Genomic DNA, 23,364 nt, shown 5'->3' with positions numbered 1-23,364 from the left:
CCGGCCAACAGTGAAAGGCAGAGAGATATGGCTAAGAAAGTTGCAGGCCAGCTCAAGCTTCAGGTCAAGGCAGGATCGGCTAACCCGTCCCCGCCAATCGGCCCGGCGCTTGGTCAGCGTGGCGTAAACATCATGGAATTCTGCAAGGCGTTCAATGCCGCCACGCAGGAAATGGAAAAGGGCATGCCGATCCCGGTCGTCATCACCTATTACCAGGACAAGTCCTTCACCTTCATCATGAAGCAGCCGCCAGTCAGCTACTTCCTGAAGAAGGAAGCAAAGATCACTTCGGGATCGAAGCTGCCAGGCAAGACCAAGGCAGGCGAAATCTCCCGTGACCAGGTTCGCAGCATCGCTACGGCGAAGATGAAGGACTTGAACGCCGCGGATATCGAAGGTGCAATGGCCATGATCGAGGGCTCCGCCCGCGCTATGGGCCTGGAAGTGGTAGGTTAAACCGATGGTTGCGAAGCGCATCAAGAAAATCCGCGTCGGCGTCGATCCGACCCAGCTCTACGCTCTCGACCTCGCCATCGGCATGGTCAAGGAACGGGCTATCGCCAAGTTCGACGAAACCGTCGAAGTCTCCATGAACCTCGGCGTCGACCCGCGTCACGCCGACCAGATGGTCCGTGGCGTCGTCAACCTGCCGAACGGCACCGGCCGTGACGTTCGCGTCGCCGTCTTCGCTCGTGGCGCAAAGGCTGACGAAGCCCGCGCTGCTGGCGCCGATGTCGTTGGCGCCGACGACCTGGTCGAAATCGTCCAGGGCGGCAAGATCGACTTCGACCGTTGCATCGCAACGCCTGACATGATGCCGCTGGTCGGTCGTCTCGGCAAGGTCCTCGGCCCACGCGGCATGATGCCTAACCCGAAGGTCGGCACCGTGACCATGGACGTCGCTGGCGCTGTCAAGGCATCCAAGGGTGGCGCAGTCGAGTTCCGCGTCGAGAAGGCTGGCATCGTCCACGCCGGCATCGGCAAGGCCTCGTTCGAGCCGAAGGCGCTGGAAGAAAACATCCGCGCATTCGCCGACGCCGTCATCAAGGCAAAGCCGGCTGGCGCCAAGGGCATTTATGTCAAGCGCGTCGCCATCTCTTCGACCATGGGCCCAGGCGTCCGTATCGAAGTTGCTTCGGTCACCGCACCGGTCTGATAATTCGGCCGGGCGCAAGTCCGGCCATCAACAATTCCCGACCTCTCCGGAGGTTGGGATTTCCGGAGAAATCCGGAATTCCTGTCCGAGATTGCAGGTGGTTATCCCTTAATCACTGATGCCTGCATGAGACGGGTAAGACCCGAATTTGGATGAAGTTTTTGACTTCGATGAACTCGGTTCGAGCCTTGGATGCCTTGTGTTCTGCGATCCCCCGGGGTCCAGGCGCGAGGGGACAGGATCCTCAAGCGTCGCTTGGGATCTCATCGATCCCTTGAGGCAAAAGGCAACCCGGCAGGGCCGTCCTACACGGACCTGTCAACTGGAGAAAAGCAGTGGAAAAAGCGGAAAAGCGCGAATTCGTCACGGAACTGAACGGGGTCTTCCAGGCCGCCGGCTCAGTCGTCGTGGCCCACTATGCTGGTGTCACAGTCGCACAGATGAACGACTTCCGTTCGAAGATGCGCGCTGCTGGCGGCACCGTCAAAGTCGCGAAGAACCGCCTGGCCAAGATTGCTCTTCAGGGCACTGAGTCGGAAGGGATGTCTGATCTCTTCAAGGGTCAAACGCTGATCGCTTACAGCGCAGACCCGATTACGGCTCCTAAGGTACTCGTGGATTTTGCCAAGACCAATGACAAGATCATTGTTCTCGGTGGTTCCATGGGATCGACCACACTCAACGCGGACGCTGTCCGGTCGCTTGCGACCCTGCCTTCGCTTGATGAACTGCGTTCGAAGCTGCTGGCCATGATCCAGACCCCAGCTACCCGTATCGCAGGCGTCGTTGCAGCACCGGCAGCTCAGCTTGCTCGCGTGTTTGCCGCCTATGCCAAGAAGGACGAAGAAGCCGCTTGAGGCGGTTTTTCGCTGTTACATTAAACCAGATCGAACCGAATAAAAAAGGAACTATACCATGGCTGATCTCGCAAAGATCGTAGACGACCTTTCTGCTCTGACCGTTCTCGAAGCCGCTGAACTGTCGAAGCTCCTCGAAGAAAAGTGGGGCGTTTCCGCTGCTGCTCCGGTTGCTGCTGCAGCCGCTGCTGGCGGTGGCGCTGCTGCTGTCGTCGAAGAAGAAAAGACTGAGTTCGACGTCGTCCTCACGGACGTTGGCGCGAACAAGATCAACGTCATCAAGGAAGTCCGCGCAATCACAGGTCTCGGCCTGAAGGAAGCTAAGGACCTCGTTGAAGCCGCTCCTAAGGCTGTCAAGGAAGGCGTCAACAAGGCTGAAGCCGCTGACATCAAGAAGAAGCTCGAAGACGCCGGCGCTAAGGTCGACGTTAAGTAATCTTCAAACTGCGTTTGGGGGGTGGCTTCGTGCCGCCTCCCATTTGCCGTTTTTTCTGAACGCCTTACCTAAGGGCCGCATCTTCGGCTTTTCGGTAATGAGTTCTTCAAGAGGATAGTCTCCAGGCGAATACGACACGGCATCCGCGCCTGCGCATTCGAATGTGAGACGAGATTGAACCACTCATTGATAGACGGGATCGCCTGGCCAGCGGTTCCCGTCAGTTGCAGGCCCGGATGCAAGATTTTGAAGGAGCGACGATGGCTCAGACCCTTTCGTTCAACGGTCGTAGGCGCGTACGCAGATTTTTTGGTAAGATTCCTGAAGTTGCAGAGATGCCGAACCTCATTGAGGTCCAGAAGGCATCCTACGACCAGTTTTTGCTTGTTGATGAGCCCAAGGGCGGTCGCCCCGACGAGGGCCTTCAGTCGGTTTTCAAGTCGGTGTTCCCGATCACCGATTTTTCCGGCACCTCGATGCTTGAATTCGTCTCGTACGAATTCGAACCGCCGAAGTTCGACGTCGACGAATGCCGTCAGCGCGACCTGACCTACGCAGCGCCGCTCAAGGTGACGCTGCGCCTCATCGTGTTCGATATTGACGAAGATACGGGCGCGAAGTCCATCAAGGACATCAAGGAACAGTCGGTCTACATGGGCGACATGCCCCTGATGACCAATAACGGCACCTTTGTCGTCAACGGCACCGAGCGCGTCATCGTCTCGCAGATGCACCGTTCGCCAGGCGTGTTCTTCGACCATGACAAGGGCAAGAGCCATTCGTCCGGCAAGTTGCTGTTTGCTGCCCGCGTCATCCCTTACCGTGGTTCCTGGCTCGACATCGAGTTCGACGCCAAGGACATCGTCTACGCCCGTATCGACCGTCGCCGCAAGATCCCGGTAACGTCGCTGCTGATGGCGCTCGGCATGGACGGCGAAGAAATCCTCGAGACCTTCTACACCAAGTCGACCTATGAGCGCTCCGGCGACGGCTGGCGCATTCCGTTCATCGCCGAGACGCTGAAAGGCGCCAAGACGATCACCGACATGATCGACGCCGACACCGGCGAAGTCGTCGTCGAAGGCGGAAAGAAGCTGACCCCGCGCCTGCTCAAGCAGTTGACCGAGAAGGGCCTCAAGGCCCTCAAGGCGACCGACGAAGAGCTGTACGGCAACTTCCTCGCCGAAGACATCGTAAACTTCGAGACCGGCGAGATCTATCTCGAAGCCGGCGACGAACTCGACGAAAAGACGCTGCCGATCATCCTCAAGGCCGGTTTCAACGAGATCCCTGTTCTCGGTATCGACCACATCAACATCGGCGCCTACATCCGCAACACGCTCTCGGTCGACAAGAACGAGAACCGTCAGGATGCACTGTTCGATATCTACCGCGTCATGCGTCCGGGCGAGCCGCCGACAATGGACTCGGCCGAAGCCATGTTCAACTCGCTGTTCTTCGACAGCGAGCGTTACGACCTGTCGGCTGTCGGCCGCGTCAAGATGAACATGCGTCTTGACCTCGAAGTCGAGGACACTGTCCGCACGCTGCGCAAGGAAGACATCCTCGCAGTCGTCAAGATGCTGGTCGAACTGCGCGACGGCAAGGGCGAAATCGACGACATCGACAACCTCGGTAACCGCCGTGTACGTTCGGTCGGCGAATTGATGGAAAATCAGTACCGCCTCGGCCTGCTTCGCATGGAGCGCGCTATCAAGGAACGCATGTCGTCGATCGAGATCGACACCGTCATGCCGCAGGACCTGATCAACGCCAAGCCAGCCGCTGCTGCCGTCCGCGAATTCTTCGGCTCCTCGCAGCTGTCGCAGTTCATGGACCAGGTGAACCCGCTCTCGGAAATCACCCACAAGCGCCGTCTCTCGGCTCTTGGACCGGGCGGTCTGACCCGCGAGCGCGCCGGCTTCGAAGTCCGCGACGTGCATCCGACCCACTACGGTCGTATTTGCCCGATCGAGACTCCGGAAGGCCCGAACATCGGTCTGATCAACTCGCTGGCCACCTTTGCCCGCGTCAACAAGTACGGCTTCATCGAAAGCCCTTACCGTAAGATCATCGACGGCAAGGTCACCTTCGAAGTGCTTTATCTCTCCGCCATGGAAGAGGCCAAGTACTACGTTGCCCAGGCCAACGCCGAAATGAACCCCGATGGCTCGTTTGCCGAAGAGTTCGTGGTTTGCCGTCATGCCGGCGAAGTCATGCTTGCTCCGCGCGACAACATCAACTTGATGGACGTCTCGCCGAAGCAGCTGGTTTCGGTCGCTGCCGCGCTGATCCCGTTCCTGGAAAACGACGACGCCAATCGCGCTCTGATGGGCTCGAACATGCAGCGTCAGGCCGTGCCTCTGCTGCGTGCCGAAGCTCCGTTCGTCGGCACCGGCATGGAGCCGATCGTTGCCCGTGACTCCGGCGCTGCCATCGGCGCCCGTCGTGGCGGCGTGGTCGACCAGGTGGATGCGACACGTATCGTTATCCGCGCTACGGAAGGCCTCGATGCTTCGAAGTCCGGCGTAGATATCTACCGCCTGATGAAGTTCCAGCGTTCGAACCAGAACACCTGCGTCAACCAGCGTCCGCTGGTCACCGTTGGTGACGTCGTCAACCGCGGCGACATCCTGGCCGACGGTCCTTCGACCGATCTCGGCGATCTGGCGCTCGGCCGGAACGTGCTCGTCGCGTTCATGCCATGGAACGGCTACAACTACGAAGACTCGATCCTGCTTTCCGAGCGTATCGTTGCTGACGACGTGTTCACCTCCATCCACATCGAAGAATTCGAAGTGATGGCGCGCGACACCAAGCTTGGTCCGGAAGAAATCACGCGCGACATTCCTAACGTATCGGAAGAAGCGCTGAAGAACCTCGACGAAGCCGGTATCGTCTACATCGGTGCCGAAGTGACGCCGGGCGACATTCTGGTCGGCAAGATCACACCGAAGGGCGAGAGCCCGATGACGCCGGAAGAAAAGCTTCTGCGCGCCATCTTCGGCGAGAAGGCCTCCGACGTTCGCGACACATCCATGCGGATGCCTCCGGGCACCTACGGTACCGTCGTTGAAGTTCGCGTTTTCAACCGCCACGGCGTTGAAAAGGATGAACGTGCGATGGCGATCGAGCGGGAAGAAATCGAACGTCTCGCCAAGGACCGCGACGACGAACAGGCGATCCTCGACCGTAACGTCTACGGCCGCCTGATAGAAAACCTGCGCGGTCAGGTATCGGTTGCCGGTCCAAAGGGCTTCAAGAAGGGCGTCGAGCTCTCCAACGCCGTCATCTCCGAATATCCCCGCTCGCAGTGGTGGATGTTTGCAGTCGAGGACGAGCGGATCCAGGGCGAAGTCGAAGCGCTCCGTGGCCAGTACGACGAATCCAAGTCGCGCCTTGAACAGCGCTTCATGGACAAGGTCGAAAAGGTCCAGCGCGGCGACGAAATGCCTCCGGGCGTCATGAAGATGGTCAAGGTCTTCGTCGCTGTTAAGCGCAAGATCCAGCCAGGCGACAAGATGGCTGGCCGTCACGGCAACAAGGGCGTTGTTTCGCGCATCCTGCCGGTTGAGGACATGCCTTTCCTCGAAGACGGTACGCATGTCGACATCGTGCTGAACCCGCTCGGCGTTCCGTCGCGCATGAACGTTGGCCAGATCCTCGAAACACATCTGGGTTGGGCCTGCGCCGGCATGGGTCGCCAGATCGGCGATCTTCTGGAAGCCTACAAGGCAGGTGGCGATATCGCGCCGCTGCGCAAGACGATCGACGACGTCGTCGGCTCTGGTCCGAAGGGCGATGAAGTCAGGGAGTACGACGACGAGTCCGTCGTTCGCCTGGCCGATCAGTGGAAGCGCGGCGTATCGATTGCAACGCCTGTATTCGACGGTGCCCATGAAGCCGACGTCAACGACATGCTGCGTCTTGCCGGTCTCAAGGAAAGCGGCCAGTCGACGCTCTACGACGGACGTACAGGTGAACAGTTCGACCGTCAGGTGACAGTCGGCTACATCTATATGTTGAAGCTGAACCACTTGGTCGACGACAAGATCCATGCCCGTTCGATCGGTCCTTACTCGCTCGTGACCCAGCAGCCGCTGGGTGGCAAGGCGCAGTTCGGCGGTCAGCGCTTCGGGGAAATGGAAGTCTGGGCACTGGAAGCATACGGTGCGGCATACACGCTGCAGGAAATGCTGACGGTGAAGTCGGACGACGTGGCCGGGCGTACCAAGGTTTACGAAGCGATCGTCCGTGGCGACGATACCTTCGAGGCCGGTATTCCGGAAAGCTTCAACGTTCTCGTCAAGGAAATGCGTTCGCTGGGTCTGAGCGTCGAGCTGGAGAATTCCAAGCTCGAGGATCTGCAGCCAGTGCAGTTGCCGGACGCGGCCGAATAACAATCGATAAGATGCGCGCTGCCTTAGGCAGCGCGCATCGTCCCTCCGCCATCACGTTTTCGTTTGGCCTGGCAGGGACGATTCCGCCGCAATCTGCGGTTATTGTCGTTTTAAGGCGTCAGTCCGGTTCCCGGGAATTTGCCGGTACTGATCGCATTTGGGGGCGTTTCGCCCAAGAAGGAGACAGGCATGAACCAAGAGGTCATGAATCTTTTCAATCCGCAGGTGCCTGCACAGAACTTCGATTCAATTCGAATTTCCATCGCATCGCCGGAGAAGATCCTCTCCTGGTCGTACGGTGAGATCAAGAAGCCAGAAACCATCAACTATCGTACGTTCAAGCCTGAACGCGATGGTCTTTTCTGCGCGCGGATCTTCGGACCGATCAAGGACTACGAATGCTTGTGCGGCAAGTACAAGCGCATGAAGTACAAGGGCATCATCTGCGAAAAGTGCGGCGTGGAAGTGACGCTGTCGCGCGTTCGGCGCGAGCGCATGGGCCATATCGAACTGGCAGCACCCGTTGCGCACATCTGGTTCCTGAAGTCGCTGCCTTCGCGCATCTCGACGTTGCTCGACATGACGTTGAAAGACGTTGAACGCGTCCTGTACTTCGAAAACTATATCGTCACCGAGCCAGGCCTGACTGCTCTGAAAGAGCATCACATGCTCTCGGAAGAAGAGTACATGCTTGCCGTTGACGAATACGGCGAAGACCAGTTCACTGCGATGATCGGCGCCGAAGCCATCTTCGAATTGCTGGCCTCCATGGATCTCGAAAAGATCGCCGGCGATCTGCGCCAGGATCTCGCCGACACCACGTCGGACCTGAAGCAGAAGAAGCTGATGAAGCGTCTCAAGATCGTTGAGAACTTCATGGAATCCGGCAATCGTCCGGAATGGATGATCATGAAGATCGTTCCAGTGATCCCGCCGGACCTGCGTCCGCTGGTACCGCTGGACGGCGGTCGCTTTGCGACCTCCGACCTGAACGATCTGTATCGCCGCGTCATCAACCGCAACAACCGCCTGAAGCGCCTGATCGAGCTTCGTGCGCCTGGCATCATCATCCGCAACGAAAAGCGCATGCTGCAGGAATCCGTCGATGCGCTGTTCGACAACGGCCGTCGCGGTCGCGTCATCACGGGTGCAAACAAGCGTCCGTTGAAGTCGCTCTCCGACATGCTGAAGGGCAAGCAGGGCCGCTTCCGCCAGAACCTGCTCGGCAAGCGCGTCGACTATTCCGGCCGTTCGGTTATCGTTACCGGTCCGGAATTGAAGCTGCACCAGTGCGGCCTGCCGAAGAAGATGGCGCTCGAACTGTTCAAGCCATTCATCTACGCCCGTCTCGACGCCAAGGGTTACTCCTCGACCGTCAAGCAGGCGAAGAAGCTGGTCGAGAAGGAAAAGCCGGAAGTCTGGGATATCCTCGACGAGGTCATCCGCGAGCATCCGGTTCTCTTGAACCGTGCGCCGACGCTTCACCGCCTTGGCATCCAGGCATTCGAACCCATGCTGGTCGAAGGCAAGGCCATCCAGCTGCATCCGCTCGTCTGCACGGCCTTCAATGCCGACTTCGACGGCGACCAGATGGCTGTCCACGTGCCGCTCTCGCTGGAAGCCCAGCTTGAAGCACGCGTCCTGATGATGTCGACCAACAACATCCTGCACCCTGCAAACGGCGCACCGATCATCGTGCCGTCGCAGGACATGGTTCTCGGCCTCTACTATCTGTCGATCATGAACCAGAACGAGCCGGGCGAAGGCATGGCCTTCTCGGATCTCGGCGAGCTGCATCACGCCCTTGAAAACAAGGTTGTGACGCTGCACTCCAAGGTGCGTGGCCGCTTCAAGTCGATCGACGAAGAGGGCAAGCCTTACTCGAAGATCTATGAAACGACGCCTGGCCGCATGCTCATCGGCGAACTTCTGCCGAAGGCATTCAAGGTTCCTTACGAAACCTGCAACCAGGAAATGACCAAGAAGAACATCTCCAAGATGATCGACACGGTCTATCGTCACTGCGGCCAGAAGGACACGGTCATTTTCTGCGACCGTATCATGCAGCTCGGCTTCGCTCACGCCTGCCGCGCCGGCATCTCGTTCGGCAAGGACGACATGGTCATTCCGGAAACCAAGGCCAAGATCGTCGGTGACACCGAAAGCCTGGTGAAGGAATACGAACAGCAGTACAATGACGGCCTGATCACTCAGGGCGAAAAGTACAACAAGGTCGTAGACGCATGGGGCAAGGCTACCGAAAAGGTCGCTGAAGACATGATGGCCCGGATCAAGGCCGTCGAGTTCGATGAGGCTACCGGTCGCCAGAAGCCGATGAACGCGATTTACATGATGTCCCACTCCGGTGCCCGCGGTTCTCCGAACCAGATGCGCCAGCTGGGCGGCATGCGCGGCCTGATGGCCAAGCCTTCGGGCGAAATCATCGAGACGCCGATCATCTCGAACTTCAAGGAAGGCCTGACCGTTAACGAGTACTTCAACTCGACCCACGGCGCCCGCAAGGGTCTTGCAGACACCGCCCTGAAGACAGCCAACTCCGGTTACCTGACGCGCCGTCTCGTTGACGTTGCGCAGGATTGCATCGTCACGCACGTCGATTGCGGTACAGAATCGGGCCTCACCATGACCGCCATCGTCGATGCCGGTCAGGTGGTTGCTTCCATCGGTGCCCGTATCCTCGGCCGCACGGCGCTGGACGATATCGATCACCCGGTCACGGGCGAGCGCATCGTCGATGCCGGCAAGATGATCCTCGAGCCAGATGTCATCGAGATCGAAAAGGCCGGCATCCAGTCGATCCGCATTCGTTCTGCCCTGACCTGCGAAATCCAGACGGGCGTTTGCGGCGTCTGCTACGGCCGAGATCTCGCCCGTGGTACGCCGGTCAACATCGGTGAAGCTGTTGGCGTTATCGCCGCGCAGTCGATCGGTGAACCTGGCACCCAGCTGACCATGCGTACCTTCCACTTGGGCGGCACGGCTACCGTGGTCGACCAGTCGTTCCTCGAAGCGTCGTACGAAGGTACGGCGCAGCTGAAGAACCGCAACATGCTGCGCAACTCGGACGGCGTTCTCGTCGCCATGGGCCGCAACATGACGATCCAGATCCTCGACGAACGCGGTGTCGAGCGCTCCTCGCAGCGCGTCGCCTACGGTTCCAAGATCTATGTGGATGACGGTGACAAGGTTCGTCGTGGACAGCGCCTTGCAGAGTGGGACCCCTACACACGTCCGATCATGACGGAACTGGCCGGTACGGTTCAGTTCGAAGACGTCGTCGACGGTCTGTCTGTTCTGGAAGCCACCGACGAAGCGACCGGTATCACCAAGCGTCAGGTCATCGACTGGCGTTCGACCCCACGTGGTTCGGACCTCAAGCCGGCGATCGTCATCAAGGACGCCAGCGGCAATGTTGCAAAACTGCCCCGCGGTACCGATGCCCGCTTCTTCCTCTCCGTCGATGCGATCCTTTCGGTCGAGCCCGGCCAGAAAGTATCTCAAGGGGACGTTCTTGCCCGCTCGCCGCTGGAAAGCGCCAAGACCAAGGACATCACCGGCGGTCTGCCACGCGTCGCCGAATTGTTCGAAGCCCGTCGTCCGAAGGACCACGCTGTCATCGCCGAAATCGATGGCACGATCCGTCTCGGCCGCGACTACAAGAACAAGCGTCGCGTTATCATCGAGCCTGCGGAAGACGGCGTCGAGCCAGTCGAATACCTGATCCCGAAGGGCAAGCCCTTCCATCTTCAGGACGGCGACTACATCGAAAAGGGTGATTACATCCTCGACGGTAACCCGGCACCGCACGACATCCTGGCGATCAAGGGCGTCGAGGCACTTGCCTCGTACCTGGTCAACGAAATCCAGGAAGTCTATCGTCTGCAGGGCGTTGTCATCAACGACAAGCACATCGAAGTGATTGTTCGTCAGATGCTACAGAAGGTGGAAATCACCGATGCGGGCGACAGCCACTATATCGTCGGCGACAACGTCGACCGTATCGAGCTGGAAGACAACAACGACCGCTTGATCGAGGAAGGCAAGAAGCCTGCTTACGGCGATCCGGTTCTGCTCGGCATCACCAAGGCGTCGCTGCAGACGCCGTCCTTCATCTCCGCCGCGTCCTTCCAGGAAACGACGAAGGTGCTGACGGAAGCTGCAATCGCCGGCAAGACCGATGGCCTGCAGGGCCTGAAGGAAAACGTCATCGTCGGCCGCCTCATCCCGGCCGGTACCGGTGGTACCATGACGCAGATCCGCCGCATCGCCACGGCGCGCGACGAACTGATCCTCGAAGAGCGCCGCAAGGGCTCCGGATCGGCTGTCGCCACGCCGATGCTGCAGAACCTCAATGAAAAGGCCCCAGCCGCCGAGTAATCGGCGACAAGGTCCAGAAACAAAAACGCCGCCCGGAGCGATCCGGGCGGTGTTTTGCGTTTTCGTGTTCGCTTGATGACGCGGCAGAGATTGGTAGCGTTGGGGTATCAGGCCAACTCCGCCGTCATCCTCGGGCTTGTCCCGAGGATCTGCAATGACTTGAAATCGCCGGTAGATTGGATCCTCGGGACAAGCCCGAGGATGACGGACGGTGTTGATGATAAAAGAAAGGGCTGCCGGTTTGCCGGCGGCCCAATCACATAAACTTCGGCTATCTCACATGCCGAGCGCGGTACGCAACTCGGCCTTGGCCGCTTCGAATTCCGTCTTGTAGTCGTCATGGGACATGATCGTCGATGCGATGACCGTGCCGGAGATGCGGCCGGCTTCGATATCGGTGGCGTAGTGGATACCGCCAACCATGCGGTTATGGCCATATTCCCAGGCGCGGGCCATCAGCGCGGCTTTCTTTTCCGGCAGCATGTTGGAAAGCACGATCCCCATCAGGGTTCCGACCGTCGTATGGCCGGATGGGTAGGAGCCGGACTTCGACAGCGGCACGACCGGGTGCACGAGATCGCTATAGAGATGCGGGCGAGGGCGGTTCCAGACCTTCTTGGCGGGATCGGTGACAGCGCCTTCGGTTTCGACGATGCGATCGAAGAAGGCCGTGAACTTCGGCAGGTTTTCCTTGGTGAACTTCGGGCTGTCGACGACATCGGCAAAGCGCCAGACATTTTCCTCCGCGTCGGCAACGGCGCGAGCCGACTGCTCCGGTGTGCGGGTAACCTGAAGGGTCAGGATCTCGCCGAGCTCGGCCTTCATCTGGGCAGAGTCATTAGCCGGTGGCGGTGGCAGCAGCACCAGGAGGTTGACCTCAGTGGCGTCGGTAAACGGCTTGGCCTTGGCATCCCCGGCAAACGAGGGCAGGGCGATACCGATAGTGAAGGCGAGGCTGATGGCGCAGATCTTGGCAAAGTGTTGCATGGTGGCTCCCCTGATGCAGTGACACACTGCGCAGGTATCAAGGGAGTGTTTTAGCTGTGTGACAGCTTTGTTGGGGATGGTGATGGCAAGCTATCTCGATTGCGCAAGCTCATCCCCGCCAATAAGCGTTAGGTAGTTAAGCTTGTAAGAAGCGGCAGCTTGGCTTCCATGCCATATCCAAGTTTTGCAACCGCTTCCGGGATGTCGAGCCATAGGAAGCGAAAGAGAATGGGAGGCCCGCCTCCGAATGGAGATTGCTCGTAGTGCGTCCAAGTTTCGGGAAGTTCGCCGCCAAGTTCAGCATGAAAGAAGTGCCTACGATGTATGACACATTGCCCATTTTTCCAAAACTTATAGTCGTCCATTCCTAGCAACTTGAACGGATCGGCAGCCCGCAGGCCGGTTTCCTCATAGAACTCGCGTGAGGCGGCAACATCAGCCTGTTCACCATATTCTATAGTGCCGCCGGGGACCTGCAGTTCTACTTCGGGGAAATCGGGTTCGTCAAATACGAGAACCTTGCTACCCCACGTGCCGTAAATCAAGACCTTCAGGGCATTTGGCTCCATTGCATTCACCTGAACCGGATAATCGCCACTTCGCCTTCAAGCGCGCCGTTGTAGGCCGATGCGTGGGGCTCCTCGGTGGGGACCTCCGTGAGCATGCCGATCTGATCGAGATCGGCTTCGATGAAGCCTTCTTCGGAAAGGGCGTTGAGCGCCTCGCGCACGGCGGTGTCGTCGTCTGCGGCCCGCAGCATGACATGCAGTTCGACACCTTCGCCGCCATCGGTCTCGTAGCCCTTGCCGATGATGATGAAAACCATCGGGCCATCATAGTTGTTGTCGTTGTCCGGATTGGTGATCATCGGGAAGTTCCTCAGGCGAGTCGATTCGATCTTGCGAATCTAGGGTTGCTGTAGCCCTGACGTGCACGGCTGGTTGTCGATTCCTTATAGGCTTTCGATGCCATGCCAAAGTCTATCTTGTCACGGGAACCGCATTTCCCCTATAATTGGCCTCTAAAGTGCTGCTTTCCAGGGGTTTGGTGAGCGGAGCGCCAAGATAATTTTGTGTCCGGCCTTGACGAAAGGCCTTGAAGCCAGTAGTACCCGCCCCATCAGAACAGATGTGAGGCATGGCTGTTCGGAGCGACACGCTCTGGAGATCACCTCAAACAAGGTTCTAAACGCACGTTGAATACAGGTTTTCCGCACGCATGACGCCATAAAATGGCGTCCTCTGCTTTGATGTGGTCCATCCGTGAAAGCGGGTCGGGCCACGCTTTGTGCATTACCGATACGTGTGGTGCTGCCGGAAACGGCGAATGTTATGCCCGCAAGGGTGTTGAGACAAGATTTTAAGGGATGGTTGAATGCCTACCGTAAACCAGCTGATCCGCAAGCCTCGCCAGGCACAGGTAAAGCGCAATAAGGTTCCTGCACTCCAGGAAAACCCGCAGAAGCGTGGCGTTTGCACACGCGTTTACACGACGACCCCGAAGAAGCCTAACTCGGCTCTGCGTAAGGTTGCCAAGATCCGCCTGACCAATGGCTTCGAAGTCATCGGCTACATTCCTGGTGAAGGCCATAACCTTCAGGAACACTCTGTCGTCATGATCCGTGGCGGCCGCGTAAAGGATTTGCCGGGCGTTCGTTACCACATCATCCGCGGCGTTCTCGATACCCAGGGTGTCAAGAACCGCAAGCAGCGCCGTTCCAAGTATGGCGCAAAGCGTCCGAAGTAATTTCGGGTTCAGAATTTAAGGTGCTGCGCGAGGTTCTCCGCGTGATAAGGCGCCGGCAACATTTGAAGAGACAAAACTATGTCAAGACGTCACAAGGCTGAAAAGCGCGAGATCAACCCCGACCCTAAGTTCGGCGATCTGATCGTTACGAAGTTCATGAATGCGATCATGCTGCACGGCAAGAAGTCGGTCGCTGAGACGATCGTTTACGGCGCGTTCGAAAACGTACAGGGCAAGTCCAAGCAGGACCCGCTCGTCGTGTTCCACTCTGCGCTCGACAACATCGCTCCGCACGTTGAAGTCCGTTCGCGCCGCGTCGGTGGTGCGACATACCAGGTTCCTGTTGACGTGCGCCCAGAGCGCCGCCAGGCACTTGCTATCCGGTGGCTGATCACTGCTGCCCGCAAGCGTAACGAAACCACCATGGTCGACCGTCTCTCGGGCGAACTGCTGGACGCCTCCAACAACCGTGGCAGCGCCGTCAAGAAGCGCGAAGACACGCACAAGATGGCTGATGCCAACCGTGCGTTCTCGCACTATCGCTGGTAACCCCGAACGGTATCCGAAAGGCAGTCCATTATGGCTCGCGAATATAAAATCGAAGACTACCGCAATTTCGGTATCATGGCGCATATCGACGCCGGCAAGACCACGACCACCGAGCGTATCCTCTATTACACCGGTAAGTCGCACAAGATCGGCGAAGTTCACGACGGCGCAGCCACGATGGACTGGATGGAGCAGGAGCAGGAGCGTGGCATCACGATCACCTCTGCTGCTACCACGACCTACTGGAAGGGTCGCGACGGCAAGACCCGCCGCTTCAACATCATCGACACCCCCGGCCACGTCGACTTCACGATTGAAGTCGAGCGTTCGCTGCGCGTACTCGACGGTGCGATTGCTCTTCTCGATGCCAACGCCGGTGTAGAGCCGCAGACGGAGACCGTCTGGCGTCAGGCTGAGAAGTACAATGTTCCGCGGATGATCTTCTGCAACAAGATGGACAAGACCGGCGCTGATTTCTATCGCTCGGTCGAGATGATCAAGACCCGCCTGGGCGCGATCGCCGTCGTCATGCAGCTGCCAATCGGCGCCGAAAGCGATTTCATCGGTGTTATCGACCTGGTCGAGATGAACGCCCTGATCTGGCGCGACGAGTCGCTCGGCGCCCAGTGGGATGTCACCGAGATTCCGGAAGACATGAAGGCCAAGGCGCAGGAATATCGCGAAAAGATGATCGAACAGGTCGTCGATATCGATGAAGCTGCTACGGAAGCCTATCTCGAAGGCATCATGCCTGACAACGAGAAGATCCGCGAACTCGTTCGTCGCGGCACCATCGACGTCAAGTTCCATCCGATGTTCTGCGGCACGGCCTTCAAGAACAAGGGCGTTCAGCCTTTGCTCGACGCCGTTGTCGACTACCTGCCTTCGCCGCTCGACATTCCGTCGATCGCCGGCATCGACGTGAAGACCGAAGCCGAAATCGCCCGTCATCCTTCGGATGAAGAGCCGCTTTCGATGCTCGCCTTCAAGATCATGAACGACCCCTTCGTCGGTTCGCTCACCTTCGCCCGTATCTACTCCGGCAAGCTCACTAAGGGCACCGCGGTCATGAACACGGTCAAGGAAAAGCGCGAGCGCATCGGCCGCATGCTGCAGATGCACTCGAATTCCCGTGAAGACATCGAAGAAGCTTTCGCTGGCGACATCGTTGCTCTCGCCGGCCTCAAGGAAACCACGACCGGCGACACGCTCTGCGATCCGCTGCACCAGGTTATCCTCGAGCGCATGGAATTCCCCGAGCCGGTCATCCAGATCGCCATCGAGCCGAAGACCAAGGGCGACCAGGAAAAGATGGGCCTCGCGCTCAACCGCCTGGCTGCTGAAGATCCTTCTTTCCGCGTCAAGACGGATGAGGAATCGGGCCAGACGATCATTGCCGGCATGGGCGAATTGCACCTCGACATCCTCGTCGACCGCATGCGCCGCGAATTCAAGGTAGAAGCCACCGTCGGCGCGCCGCAGGTTGCCTACCGCGAAACCATCACGAAGAAGCACGAAGAAGACTACACGCACAAAAAGCAGTCCGGTGGTACCGGTCAGTTCGCGCGCGTCAAGATCGTCTTCGAACCGAACCCTGATGGCGACGAATTCAAGTTCGAATCCAAGATCGTTGGTGGCTCTATTCCGAAGGAATACATCCCAGGCGTTCAGAAGGGCATCGAAAGCGTCATGTCGTCCGGTCCGCTGGCTGGCTTCCCGATGCTGGGCGTCAAGGCAACCCTCATCGACGGTGCCTTCCATGATGTCGACTCCTCGGTCCTCGCCTTCGAAATCGCCTCCCGCGCGTGCTTCCGTGAAGCTGCAAAGAAGGCCGGTGCTCAGCTTCTCGAGCCGATGATGAAGGTCGAAGTTGTTACGCCTGAAGATTATGTCGGCGACGTTATCGGCGACTTGAACTCGCGTCGTGGCCAGATCCAGGGCCAGGAAAGCCGCGGTATCGCCGTTGTCATCAACGCCAATGTGCCGCTCGCGAACATGTTCAAGTACGTCGACAACCTGCGCTCCATGTCCCAGGGCCGTGCACAGTACACGATGACATTCGACCATTATTCGCCGGTTCCGTCGAACGTAGCCACTGAAATCCAGGCAAAGTATTCCGGTCAGAAATAACCGGAATACCAATTGACCGAAACAAGAATAATCCCGGTACGGGAAGAGATAACGGAGAGCCGAAATGGCAAAGAGTAAGTTTGAGCGCAACAAGCCGCACGTTAACATCGGCACGATTGGCCACGTTGACCACGGCAAGACGTCTCTGACGGCAGCGATCACCAAGTATTTCGGCGAATACAAGCGTTACGACCAGATCGACGCTGCACCGGAAGAAAAGGCCCGCGGCATCACGATCTCGACGGCTCACGTCGAATACGAAACGCCTGCCCGTCACTATGCCCACGTCGACTGCCCCGGCCACGCCGACTACGTCAAGAACATGATCACCGGTGCTGCCCAGATGGACGGCGCGATCCTGGTCTGCTCTGCAGCCGACGGCCCGATGCCCCAGACCCGCGAGCACATCCTGCTTGCCCGTCAGGTTGGCGTTCCCGCCATCGTCGTGTTCCTGAACAAGGTCGACCAGGTCGACGACGAAGAGCTGCTCGAACTCGTTGAGCTCGAAGTGCGCGAACTTCTGTCGTCCTACGATTTCCCGGGCGACGATATCCCGATCATCAAGGGCTCGGCTCTGGCCGCTCTCGAAGATTCGGACAAGAAGATCGGCGAAGACGCCATCCGCGCTCTGATGGAAGCTGTCGACTCCTACATCCCGACGCCTGAGCGTCCGATCAACCTGCCGTTCCTGCTGCCGATCGAAGACGTGTTCTCGATCTCCGGCCGTGGTACGGTTGTTACCGGTCGCGTCGAGCGCGGCATCGTCAAGGTTGGTGAAGAAGTCGAAATCGTCGGCATCCGCGCAACGACCAAGACGACGGTTACCGGCGTTGAAATGTTCCGCAAGCTGCTCGATCAGGGCCAGGCTGGCGACAACATCGGCGCGCTGATCCGCGGCGTAACCCGTGACGGCGTCGAGCGTGGCCAGATTCTATGCAAGCCAGGTTCGGTCAAGCCACACAAGAAGTTCATGGCTGAAGCCTACATCCTGACGAAGGAAGAAGGTGGCCGCCATACCCCTTTCTTCACCAACTATCGTCCGCAGTTCTACTTCCGCACGACGGACGTGACGGGCATCGTTTCCCTGCCTGAAGGCACGGAAATGGTCATGCCTGGCGACAACGTCACTGTTGCTGTCGAACTGATCGTGCCGATCGCCATGGAAGAAAAGCTGCGCTTCGCTATCCGCGAAGGCGGCCGTACCGTCGGCGCCGGCATCGTAGCCTCGATCGTCGAATAATAACGGACGGCTGCCGCGCAAGCGGCAGCCGATACCGTGACAATAATATGAAGCAGGGGGCCTTGGCCGCTTGCTTATGACACGGAAATGTAGCAAATGGCGCGCAGGCGCGATTTGCGCGGCGCTTCGCATGTCGAAGCGGCTTTTAAATAGAACAATAAGGTGGGCTAGGTAGCCCAAAGGCTGGATAGGGATGCCAAATGCTGGTGTCCCTCTCGATCTTTGAAACCGGTGATCCGCCTTACGTCATAAGACAAACCGCATTCTCTCGGGGGCGCGGCGATAACAGACAACAAGGATAATGTCGAATGAACGGCCAGAATATCCGCATTCGCCTTAAGGCGTTCGATCATCGGATTCTCGACGCTTCTACGCGTGAGATCGTATCGACGGCTAAGCGCACCGGTGCAAGCGTCCGGGGCCCCGTTCCACTTCCGACCCGTATCGAGAAGTTTACGGTTAACCGCTCCCCGCACATCGACAAGAAGAGCCGCGAACAGTTCGAGATGCGCACGCATAAGCGCCTGCTCGACATCGTTGACCCGACCCCCCAGACAGTAGACGCGCTGATGAAGCTCGATCTCGCTGCTGGTGTCGATGTTGAGATCAAGCTCTGAGACTTACAGTCTTCGAGCTGAGTGAGAAGGATTGAACCGATGCGTTCAGGTGTGATTGCACAGAAGGTGGGAATGACGCGCGTCTATAATGACGCAGGCGAGCATGTCCCTGTTACGGTACTGCGTATGGAGAGCTGCCAGGTGGTGGCCCAGCGTACGGTCGAAAAGAATGGCTACGTCGCTGTCCAGGTTGGTTCTGGTGTGGCCAAGGTCAAGAATACCTCGAAGTCCCTGCGTGGCCACTTTGCCGCTGCAAACGTCGAGCCGAAGACCAAGCTGCAGGAATTCCGGGTTTCGGAAGACAACCTGCTCGAAATCGGCGCCGAAATCACGGCTTCCCATTTCGCCGCTGGTCAGCTGGTCGATGTTACCGGCACCACGGTCGGTAAGGGCTTTGCCGGCGCTATCAAGCGTCACGGCTTCGGCGGTCTGCGCGCCACCCACGGCGTGTCCGTATCGCACCGTTCGCACGGTTCGACCGGTTCGCGCCAGGATCCGGGCAAGGTATTCAAGAACAAAAAGATGGCTGGCCACATGGGCCAGACGCGCGTCACGACGCAGAACCTTGTAGTGGTTTCGACCGATGAAGATCGCGGTCTTATCCTTATCAAGGGTGCCGTCCCGGGCTCCAAGGGTGCCTGGATCATCGTTCGCGACGCCGTCAAGTCAGCCGCGAAGTAAGGGAGCCGAACCAATGGAATTTAACGTCAAGACCCTCGAGGGGAAAGACGCCGGGAAGGTCTCCCTTTCTGATGCGATTTTCGGCCTCCAGCCGCGCGAGGACATCCTCGCTCGCGTCATCCGCTGGCAGCTGGCAAAGAAGCGCGCTGGCACGCACAAGTCCAAGGGCCGTGCTGAAATCTGGCGCACCGGTGCCAAGATGTACAAGCAGAAGGGTACGGGCCGCGCTCGTCACCACTCCGCACGTGCGCCTCAGTTCCGTGGCGGTGGTAAGGCTCACGGTCCGGTTGTTCGCAGCCACGAACATGATCTGCCGAAGAAGGTTCGCGCCCTCGGCCTGCGTCATGCTCTGTCGACGAAGTTCAAGGCTGAAGACATCATCGTTATCGATGACTTCATCGCAACGGAAGCCAAGACGAAGGTCCTGGCAAATACGTTCAATGCAATGGGCCTGACCAACGCGTTGCTCATCGGCGGTGCCGAGCTCGACGCCAACTTCAAGCTTGCAGCCGCAAACATCCCGAACATCGACTTTCTGCCGATCCAGGGCATCAACGTTTACGACATTCTGCGTCGCGGTAAGCTCGTGCTTTCCAAGGCCGCTGTCGAGGCTCTAGAGGAGCGCTTCAAGTGACCGATATTCGCCATTACGACGTGATCGTCTCGCCGTCGATCACCGAAAAGTCCACCATGGTTTCCGAGTATAACCAGGTTGTCTTCAACGTTGCCCTGACGGCTACCAAGCCGCAGATTAAGGCAGCCGTAGAAGCCCTGTTCGGCGTCAAGGTGACTGCTGTTAACACTCTGCGCCGCCTCGGCAAGACCAAGCGTTTTCGCGGTTTTGTCGGCAAGCAGAAAGACGTGAAGAAGGCGATCGTGACGCTGGCCGAAGGCCAGACCATCGACGTCTCCACAGGTCTGTGAGGAATTAGAAAATGGCATTGAAATCATTCAATCCGACGACCCCGAGCCAGCGTCAGCTGGTAATCGTCGACCGCTCGGCCCTCTACAAGGGCAAGCCGGTCAAGGCGCTGACGGAAGGTCTGTCGAAGAAGGGCGGCCGTAACAACACCGGTCGTATCACCGTTCGATTCCAGGGCGGCGGTCACAAGCGGACCTACCGCCTCATCGACTTCAAGCGTCGCAAGTTCGACATCGAAGGCACGGTTGAACGGATCGAATACGACCCGAACCGCTCTGCCTTCATCGCCCTCATCAACTATGCCGATGGCGAGCAGCGCTACATCATCGCACCGCAGCGCCTGGCGCCCGGTGACAAGGTCATCGCTTCCGACAAGGTCGTGGACATCAAGCCTGGCAACGCCATGCCGCTGCAGTTCATCCCGGTCGGCTCGATCATCCACAACGTTGAGATGAAGCCGGGCAAGGGCGGCCAGATCGCTCGCTCCGCCGGTGCCTATGCGCAGCTGGTCGGCCGCGATGCAGGCCTCGCTATCCTTCGCCTCAACTCCGGCGAACAGCGCCTCGTACCGGGCACCTGCCTGGCTTCGATCGGTGCCGTTTCCAACCCGGACCACGGCAACACCAACGACGGCAAGGCCGGTCGTTCCGTTTGGCGCGGCAAGCGTCCGCATGTTCGCGGCGTCGTCATGAACCCGGTCGACCATCCGCACGGCGGTGGTGAAGGCCGGACCTCCGGTGGTCGCCATCCGGTGACACCTTGGGGCAAGCCGACGAAGGGTGCGCGTACGCGCTCCAACAAGTCGACCGATAAGATGATCATGCGCTCGCGCCATCAGCGCAAGAAGTAAGAGAGGAAGTCTCCAATGGCTCGTTCAGTATGGAAAGGTCCGTTTGTTGACGGCTATCTTCTCAAGAAGGCTGAGAAGGTTCGCGAAGGTGGACGCAACGAAGTGATCAAGATGTGGAGCCGTCGCTCCACCATCATGCCGCAGTTCGTCGGTCTGGTCTTTGGTGTCTACAACGGCAGCAAGCATATCCCGGTCAATGTCAACGAAGACATGGTCGGTCACAAGTTCGGTGAGTTCGCACCCACCCGTACCTATTACGGTCACGGCGCGGACAAGAAGGCGAAGAGGAAGTAACGATGGGCAAGGCAAAAACAGAACGCCGGCTCAAGGACAACGAAGCGCAGGCAGTCGCCCGCACGCTTCGTGTCAGCCCGCAGAAACTCAACCTCGTTGCTGCGCTTATCCGCGGCATGAAGGTCGAGCGCGCCTTGGCCGAGCTTGAATTCTCGCGCAAGCGGATCTCCGGAGCGGTCAAGAAGACCCTCGAATCGGCGATCGCGAACGCTGAAAACAATCACGATCTCGACGTCGACGCTCTCGTCGTCGCCGAGGCCTACGTCGGCAAGTCGATTGTCATGAAGCGCTTCCACGCTCGTGGTCGTGGTCGTGCATCGCGCGTCGAAAAGCCCTTCGCGCATTTGACGATCGTCGTTCGCGAAGTGCAGCCAGCACAAGAGGAGGCCGCATAATGGGTCAGAAGATCAATCCAATCGGTTTCCGCCTTGGCATTAACCGCACTTGGGACAGCCGTTGGTTTGCAGACAATGCCGAATACGGCCAGTTGCTGCATGAAGACATCAAGATGCGCAAATTCGTCATGACCGAGCTGAAGCAGGCCGGCATTTCGAAGGTGGTTATCGAGCGTCCGCACAAGAAGTGCCGCGTCACGATCCACTCGGCGCGTCCGGGCCTGATCATCGGCAAGAAGGGTGCAGACATCGACAAGCTTCGCAAGAAGCTGGCCGACATGACGAACTCCGAAACGCACCTGAACATCGTCGAAGTCCGCAAGCCGGAAATCGATGCTGTCCTGGTCGCCCAGGGCATCGCTCAGCAGCTGGAACGCCGTATCGCTTTCCGCCGCGCCATGAAGCGCGCCGTTCAGTCGGCAATGCGTCTCGGTGCCGAAGGCATCAAGATCACTTGCGCCGGCCGTCTCGGTGGTGCTGAAATCGCCCGTACGGAATGGTATCGCGAAGGTCGCGTGCCGTTGCACACGCTGCGCGCCGACATCGACTACGGTACGGCTGAAGCCACCACCGCTTTCGGTATCTGCGGCATCAAGGTCTGGATCTTCAAGGGCGAAATCCTTGAGCACGACCCGATGGCATCTGAACGCCGTCAGGCCGAAGGCGACAGCCAGGGCCCAGCCAGCAGAGAAAACCGTCGCCGCGATCACGCCTAAGGGCGCTCGAGGTAGTTAATTCGGAGAATAGATTATGTTGCAGCCAAAGCGTACGAAGTACCGCAAGCAATTCAAGGGCCGCATCAAGGGCGTAGCCAAGGGCGGTTCTGATCTCGCATTCGGTGAATTCGGCCTGAAGGCCCAGGAACCGAATCGTGTCAACGCTCGTGAGATCGAGGCGGCTCGCCGCGCGATCACGCGTTTCATGAAGCGTGCCGGCCGTGTATGGATCCGGGTTTTCCCGGACGTGCCGGTCACCAAGAAGCCGACCGAAGTCCGCATGGGTAAGGGCAAGGGCGGCGTCGAATACTGGGCATGCAAGGTCAAGCCCGGTCGTATGATGTTCGAGATCGACGGTGTCAGCGAAGAAATCGCCCGTGAGGCGCTTCGTCTGGGTTCTGCCAAGCTCTCGGTCAAGACGCGCTTCGTGCAGCGCATTGCAGAGTAAGGAAGAACAGCTATGAAAGCCGCAGATGTTCGCGCGTTCACCGCCGACCAACTCAAGGAAGAGCTAGCCAAGCTGAAGAAGGAGCAGTTCAACCTGCGCTTTCAGAAGGCCACTGGCCAGCTTGAAAAAGCCTCTCGTGTGAACGAGGTCCGCAAGGACATCGCCCGCGTGAAAACCATTGCCCGCCAGAAGGCGGCAGAAGCCAAGGCCTAAAGGAAAAATAAGATGCCGAAACGCATTCTGCAGGGCGTCGTGGTCAGCGACAAGAACGAAAAGACCGTCGTGGTTCGGGTCGAGCGCCGCTTTGCGCATCCGCTCCTCCAGAAGACGGTTCGTCGTTCTAAGAAGTACAAGGCCCACGACGAGAACAACGCATACAAGACCGGCGACATGGTTTCCATCGAGGAATGCGCGCCGATCTCCAAGGACAAGACCTGGACGGTCGTTTCCGGTCAGGTTAAGTAAGAATTTGCGGCGAGGCCTTGCGTCTTGCCGTAATTTCTATATGAAGCAGCGACGGAACGCCTGAGACTCGGGCGTTC

At 58.5% G+C, this 23,364-nt stretch carries 24 protein-coding genes; 21 read left to right on the top strand and 3 right to left on the bottom strand.

What is annotated here, in order from left to right:
- Positions 1-27 precede the first annotated feature (27 nt).
- The 6 genes from rplK to rpoC all read left to right on the top strand — a co-directional run bounded on the left by rplK (position 28) and on the right by rpoC (position 11,247).
- Entirely contained in the window at positions 28-456 is a 429-nt protein-coding gene (gene rplK / locus J5278_RS11930) for a 50S ribosomal protein L11 (RefSeq protein ID WP_111220668.1), read from the top strand.
- A 4-nt stretch (positions 457-460) separates the two neighbouring features.
- On the top strand, positions 461-1,156 hold the full coding sequence (gene rplA, locus J5278_RS11925; protein WP_219258274.1) for a 50S ribosomal protein L1: 696 nt from the start codon (positions 461-463) through the stop codon (positions 1,154-1,156).
- Positions 1,157-1,491: 335 nt separating this feature from the next.
- Positions 1,492-2,013: a 50S ribosomal protein L10 gene (gene rplJ, locus J5278_RS11920; protein ID WP_142822274.1), complete on the top strand. Its 522-nt coding sequence runs from the start codon at positions 1,492-1,494 to the stop codon at positions 2,011-2,013.
- Between the two features lie 58 nt (positions 2,014-2,071).
- A complete protein-coding gene (gene rplL / locus J5278_RS11915; RefSeq protein WP_142822275.1) occupies positions 2,072-2,449 on the top strand; it encodes a 50S ribosomal protein L7/L12 in 378 nt (125 codons plus the stop codon).
- A gap of 260 nt (positions 2,450-2,709) precedes the next feature.
- Positions 2,710-6,849: a DNA-directed RNA polymerase subunit beta gene (gene rpoB / locus J5278_RS11910; RefSeq protein WP_142822276.1), complete on the top strand. Its 4,140-nt coding sequence runs from the start codon at positions 2,710-2,712 to the stop codon at positions 6,847-6,849.
- Positions 6,850-7,038: 189 nt separating this feature from the next.
- Positions 7,039-11,247, top strand: coding sequence for a DNA-directed RNA polymerase subunit beta' (gene rpoC / locus J5278_RS11905; protein ID WP_142822277.1), 4,209 nt, complete (start codon positions 7,039-7,041; stop codon positions 11,245-11,247).
- 276 nt (positions 11,248-11,523) lie between these two features.
- Here rpoC and J5278_RS11900 read toward each other — a convergent pair whose 3' ends face one another.
- From J5278_RS11900 to J5278_RS11890, 3 genes are all read right to left on the bottom strand, one after another.
- Positions 11,524-12,234, bottom strand: coding sequence for a phosphatase PAP2 family protein (locus J5278_RS11900; protein WP_209183065.1), 711 nt, complete (start codon positions 12,232-12,234; stop codon positions 11,524-11,526).
- 128 nt (positions 12,235-12,362) lie between these two features.
- Positions 12,363-12,803, bottom strand: coding sequence for an NUDIX domain-containing protein (locus tag J5278_RS11895; protein WP_209183066.1), 441 nt, complete (start codon positions 12,801-12,803; stop codon positions 12,363-12,365).
- Between the two features lie 5 nt (positions 12,804-12,808).
- Positions 12,809-13,102: a transcriptional regulator gene (locus J5278_RS11890; RefSeq protein WP_111220675.1), complete on the bottom strand. Its 294-nt coding sequence runs from the start codon at positions 13,100-13,102 to the stop codon at positions 12,809-12,811.
- A gap of 506 nt (positions 13,103-13,608) precedes the next feature.
- On the opposite strand from J5278_RS11890, the gene rpsL reads away from it, so the two are divergent.
- The 15 genes from rpsL (at position 13,609) to rpsQ (ending at position 23,287) form a co-directional block, all read left to right on the top strand.
- Positions 13,609-13,980: a 30S ribosomal protein S12 gene (gene rpsL, locus J5278_RS11885; RefSeq protein WP_003507760.1), complete on the top strand. Its 372-nt coding sequence runs from the start codon at positions 13,609-13,611 to the stop codon at positions 13,978-13,980.
- A gap of 78 nt (positions 13,981-14,058) precedes the next feature.
- A complete protein-coding gene (rpsG, locus tag J5278_RS11880; RefSeq protein ID WP_111220676.1) occupies positions 14,059-14,529 on the top strand; it encodes a 30S ribosomal protein S7 in 471 nt (156 codons plus the stop codon).
- 30 nt (positions 14,530-14,559) lie between these two features.
- The gene (gene fusA, locus J5278_RS11875) at positions 14,560-16,659 is read left to right on the top strand and encodes an elongation factor G (RefSeq protein ID WP_142822281.1); all 2,100 of its coding nucleotides are present in this window, start codon (positions 14,560-14,562) and stop codon (positions 16,657-16,659) included.
- Between the two features lie 64 nt (positions 16,660-16,723).
- A complete protein-coding gene (tuf, locus tag J5278_RS11870) occupies positions 16,724-17,899 on the top strand; it encodes an elongation factor Tu (protein ID WP_142822264.1) in 1,176 nt (391 codons plus the stop codon).
- 308 nt (positions 17,900-18,207) lie between these two features.
- Positions 18,208-18,516 carry a 30S ribosomal protein S10 gene (rpsJ, locus tag J5278_RS11865; protein ID WP_003547547.1) on the top strand — a complete coding sequence of 103 codons (309 nt, stop codon included), beginning with the start codon at positions 18,208-18,210 and terminating at the stop codon, positions 18,514-18,516.
- A 39-nt stretch (positions 18,517-18,555) separates the two neighbouring features.
- The gene (gene rplC, locus J5278_RS11860; protein WP_142822282.1) at positions 18,556-19,197 is read left to right on the top strand and encodes a 50S ribosomal protein L3; all 642 of its coding nucleotides are present in this window, start codon (positions 18,556-18,558) and stop codon (positions 19,195-19,197) included.
- A 13-nt stretch (positions 19,198-19,210) separates the two neighbouring features.
- On the top strand, positions 19,211-19,831 hold the full coding sequence (gene rplD / locus J5278_RS11855; protein ID WP_142822283.1) for a 50S ribosomal protein L4: 621 nt from the start codon (positions 19,211-19,213) through the stop codon (positions 19,829-19,831).
- The gene (locus J5278_RS11850) at positions 19,828-20,121 is read left to right on the top strand and encodes a 50S ribosomal protein L23 (protein ID WP_111220680.1); all 294 of its coding nucleotides are present in this window, start codon (positions 19,828-19,830) and stop codon (positions 20,119-20,121) included. The genes rplD and J5278_RS11850 overlap by 4 nt, the downstream gene beginning before the upstream one ends.
- Before the next feature lie 11 nt (positions 20,122-20,132).
- Positions 20,133-20,969: a 50S ribosomal protein L2 gene (rplB, locus tag J5278_RS11845; protein WP_142822284.1), complete on the top strand. Its 837-nt coding sequence runs from the start codon at positions 20,133-20,135 to the stop codon at positions 20,967-20,969.
- Between the two features lie 15 nt (positions 20,970-20,984).
- Complete coding sequence (gene rpsS, locus J5278_RS11840) at positions 20,985-21,263, top strand: 30S ribosomal protein S19 (RefSeq protein WP_111220682.1); 279 nt, start codon at positions 20,985-20,987, stop codon at positions 21,261-21,263.
- Positions 21,264-21,265: 2 nt separating this feature from the next.
- Positions 21,266-21,658, top strand: coding sequence for a 50S ribosomal protein L22 (gene rplV, locus J5278_RS11835; protein WP_111220683.1), 393 nt, complete (start codon positions 21,266-21,268; stop codon positions 21,656-21,658).
- On the top strand, positions 21,658-22,374 hold the full coding sequence (rpsC, locus tag J5278_RS11830; protein WP_111220684.1) for a 30S ribosomal protein S3: 717 nt from the start codon (positions 21,658-21,660) through the stop codon (positions 22,372-22,374). Before rplV ends, rpsC begins: the two co-directional genes overlap by 1 nt.
- 34 nt (positions 22,375-22,408) lie before the next feature.
- Positions 22,409-22,822: a 50S ribosomal protein L16 gene (gene rplP, locus J5278_RS11825; protein WP_111158089.1), complete on the top strand. Its 414-nt coding sequence runs from the start codon at positions 22,409-22,411 to the stop codon at positions 22,820-22,822.
- Positions 22,823-22,834: 12 nt separating this feature from the next.
- Positions 22,835-23,035, top strand: a complete 201-nt coding sequence (rpmC, locus tag J5278_RS11820; RefSeq protein ID WP_111220685.1) for a 50S ribosomal protein L29 — start codon at positions 22,835-22,837, stop codon at positions 23,033-23,035.
- Positions 23,036-23,047: 12 nt separating this feature from the next.
- Positions 23,048-23,287, top strand: coding sequence for a 30S ribosomal protein S17 (gene rpsQ / locus J5278_RS11815; RefSeq protein ID WP_142822285.1), 240 nt, complete (start codon positions 23,048-23,050; stop codon positions 23,285-23,287).
- Positions 23,288-23,364 lie beyond the last annotated feature (77 nt).

Origin of the sequence: Rhizobium sp. B21/90 (assembly GCF_019355815.1) — a bacterium.
Taxonomy (GTDB): domain Bacteria; phylum Pseudomonadota; class Alphaproteobacteria; order Rhizobiales; family Rhizobiaceae; genus Rhizobium; species Rhizobium rhododendri.
This window is presented reverse-complemented; position numbering and strand designations above follow the sequence as displayed.

Bases quoted from the DNA above. Each gene is read 5' to 3' on its own strand.
- rplA (WP_219258274.1), top strand. From the start codon at position 461: ATGGTTGCGAAGCGCATCAAGAAAATCCGCGTCGGCGTCGATCCGACC.
- J5278_RS11895 (WP_209183066.1), bottom strand. From the start codon at position 12,803: ATGGAGCCAAATGCCCTGAAGGTCTTGATTTACGGCACGTGGGGTAGC.
- rpsC (WP_111220684.1), top strand. From the start codon at position 21,658: ATGGGTCAGAAGATCAATCCAATCGGTTTCCGCCTTGGCATTAACCGC.
- rpmC (WP_111220685.1), top strand. From the start codon at position 22,835: ATGAAAGCCGCAGATGTTCGCGCGTTCACCGCCGACCAACTCAAGGAA.
- tuf (WP_142822264.1), top strand. From the start codon at position 16,724: ATGGCAAAGAGTAAGTTTGAGCGCAACAAGCCGCACGTTAACATCGGC.
- rpsS (WP_111220682.1), top strand. From the start codon at position 20,985: ATGGCTCGTTCAGTATGGAAAGGTCCGTTTGTTGACGGCTATCTTCTC.
- rplV (WP_111220683.1), top strand. From the start codon at position 21,266: ATGGGCAAGGCAAAAACAGAACGCCGGCTCAAGGACAACGAAGCGCAG.
- rplL (WP_142822275.1), top strand. From the start codon at position 2,072: ATGGCTGATCTCGCAAAGATCGTAGACGACCTTTCTGCTCTGACCGTT.
- J5278_RS11900 (WP_209183065.1), bottom strand. From the start codon at position 12,234: ATGCAACACTTTGCCAAGATCTGCGCCATCAGCCTCGCCTTCACTATC.
- rpsL (WP_003507760.1), top strand. From the start codon at position 13,609: ATGCCTACCGTAAACCAGCTGATCCGCAAGCCTCGCCAGGCACAGGTA.
- rplD (WP_142822283.1), top strand. From the start codon at position 19,211: ATGGAATTTAACGTCAAGACCCTCGAGGGGAAAGACGCCGGGAAGGTC.
- rplB (WP_142822284.1), top strand. From the start codon at position 20,133: ATGGCATTGAAATCATTCAATCCGACGACCCCGAGCCAGCGTCAGCTG.
- rpsG (WP_111220676.1), top strand. From the start codon at position 14,059: ATGTCAAGACGTCACAAGGCTGAAAAGCGCGAGATCAACCCCGACCCT.
- rpsQ (WP_142822285.1), top strand. From the start codon at position 23,048: ATGCCGAAACGCATTCTGCAGGGCGTCGTGGTCAGCGACAAGAACGAA.
- rpsJ (WP_003547547.1), top strand. From the start codon at position 18,208: ATGAACGGCCAGAATATCCGCATTCGCCTTAAGGCGTTCGATCATCGG.
- rpoC (WP_142822277.1), top strand. From the start codon at position 7,039: ATGAACCAAGAGGTCATGAATCTTTTCAATCCGCAGGTGCCTGCACAG.
- rplK (WP_111220668.1), top strand. From the start codon at position 28: ATGGCTAAGAAAGTTGCAGGCCAGCTCAAGCTTCAGGTCAAGGCAGGA.
- fusA (WP_142822281.1), top strand. From the start codon at position 14,560: ATGGCTCGCGAATATAAAATCGAAGACTACCGCAATTTCGGTATCATG.
- J5278_RS11890 (WP_111220675.1), bottom strand. From the start codon at position 13,102: ATGATCACCAATCCGGACAACGACAACAACTATGATGGCCCGATGGTT.
- rpoB (WP_142822276.1), top strand. From the start codon at position 2,710: ATGGCTCAGACCCTTTCGTTCAACGGTCGTAGGCGCGTACGCAGATTT.
- rplC (WP_142822282.1), top strand. From the start codon at position 18,556: ATGCGTTCAGGTGTGATTGCACAGAAGGTGGGAATGACGCGCGTCTAT.
- rplP (WP_111158089.1), top strand. From the start codon at position 22,409: ATGTTGCAGCCAAAGCGTACGAAGTACCGCAAGCAATTCAAGGGCCGC.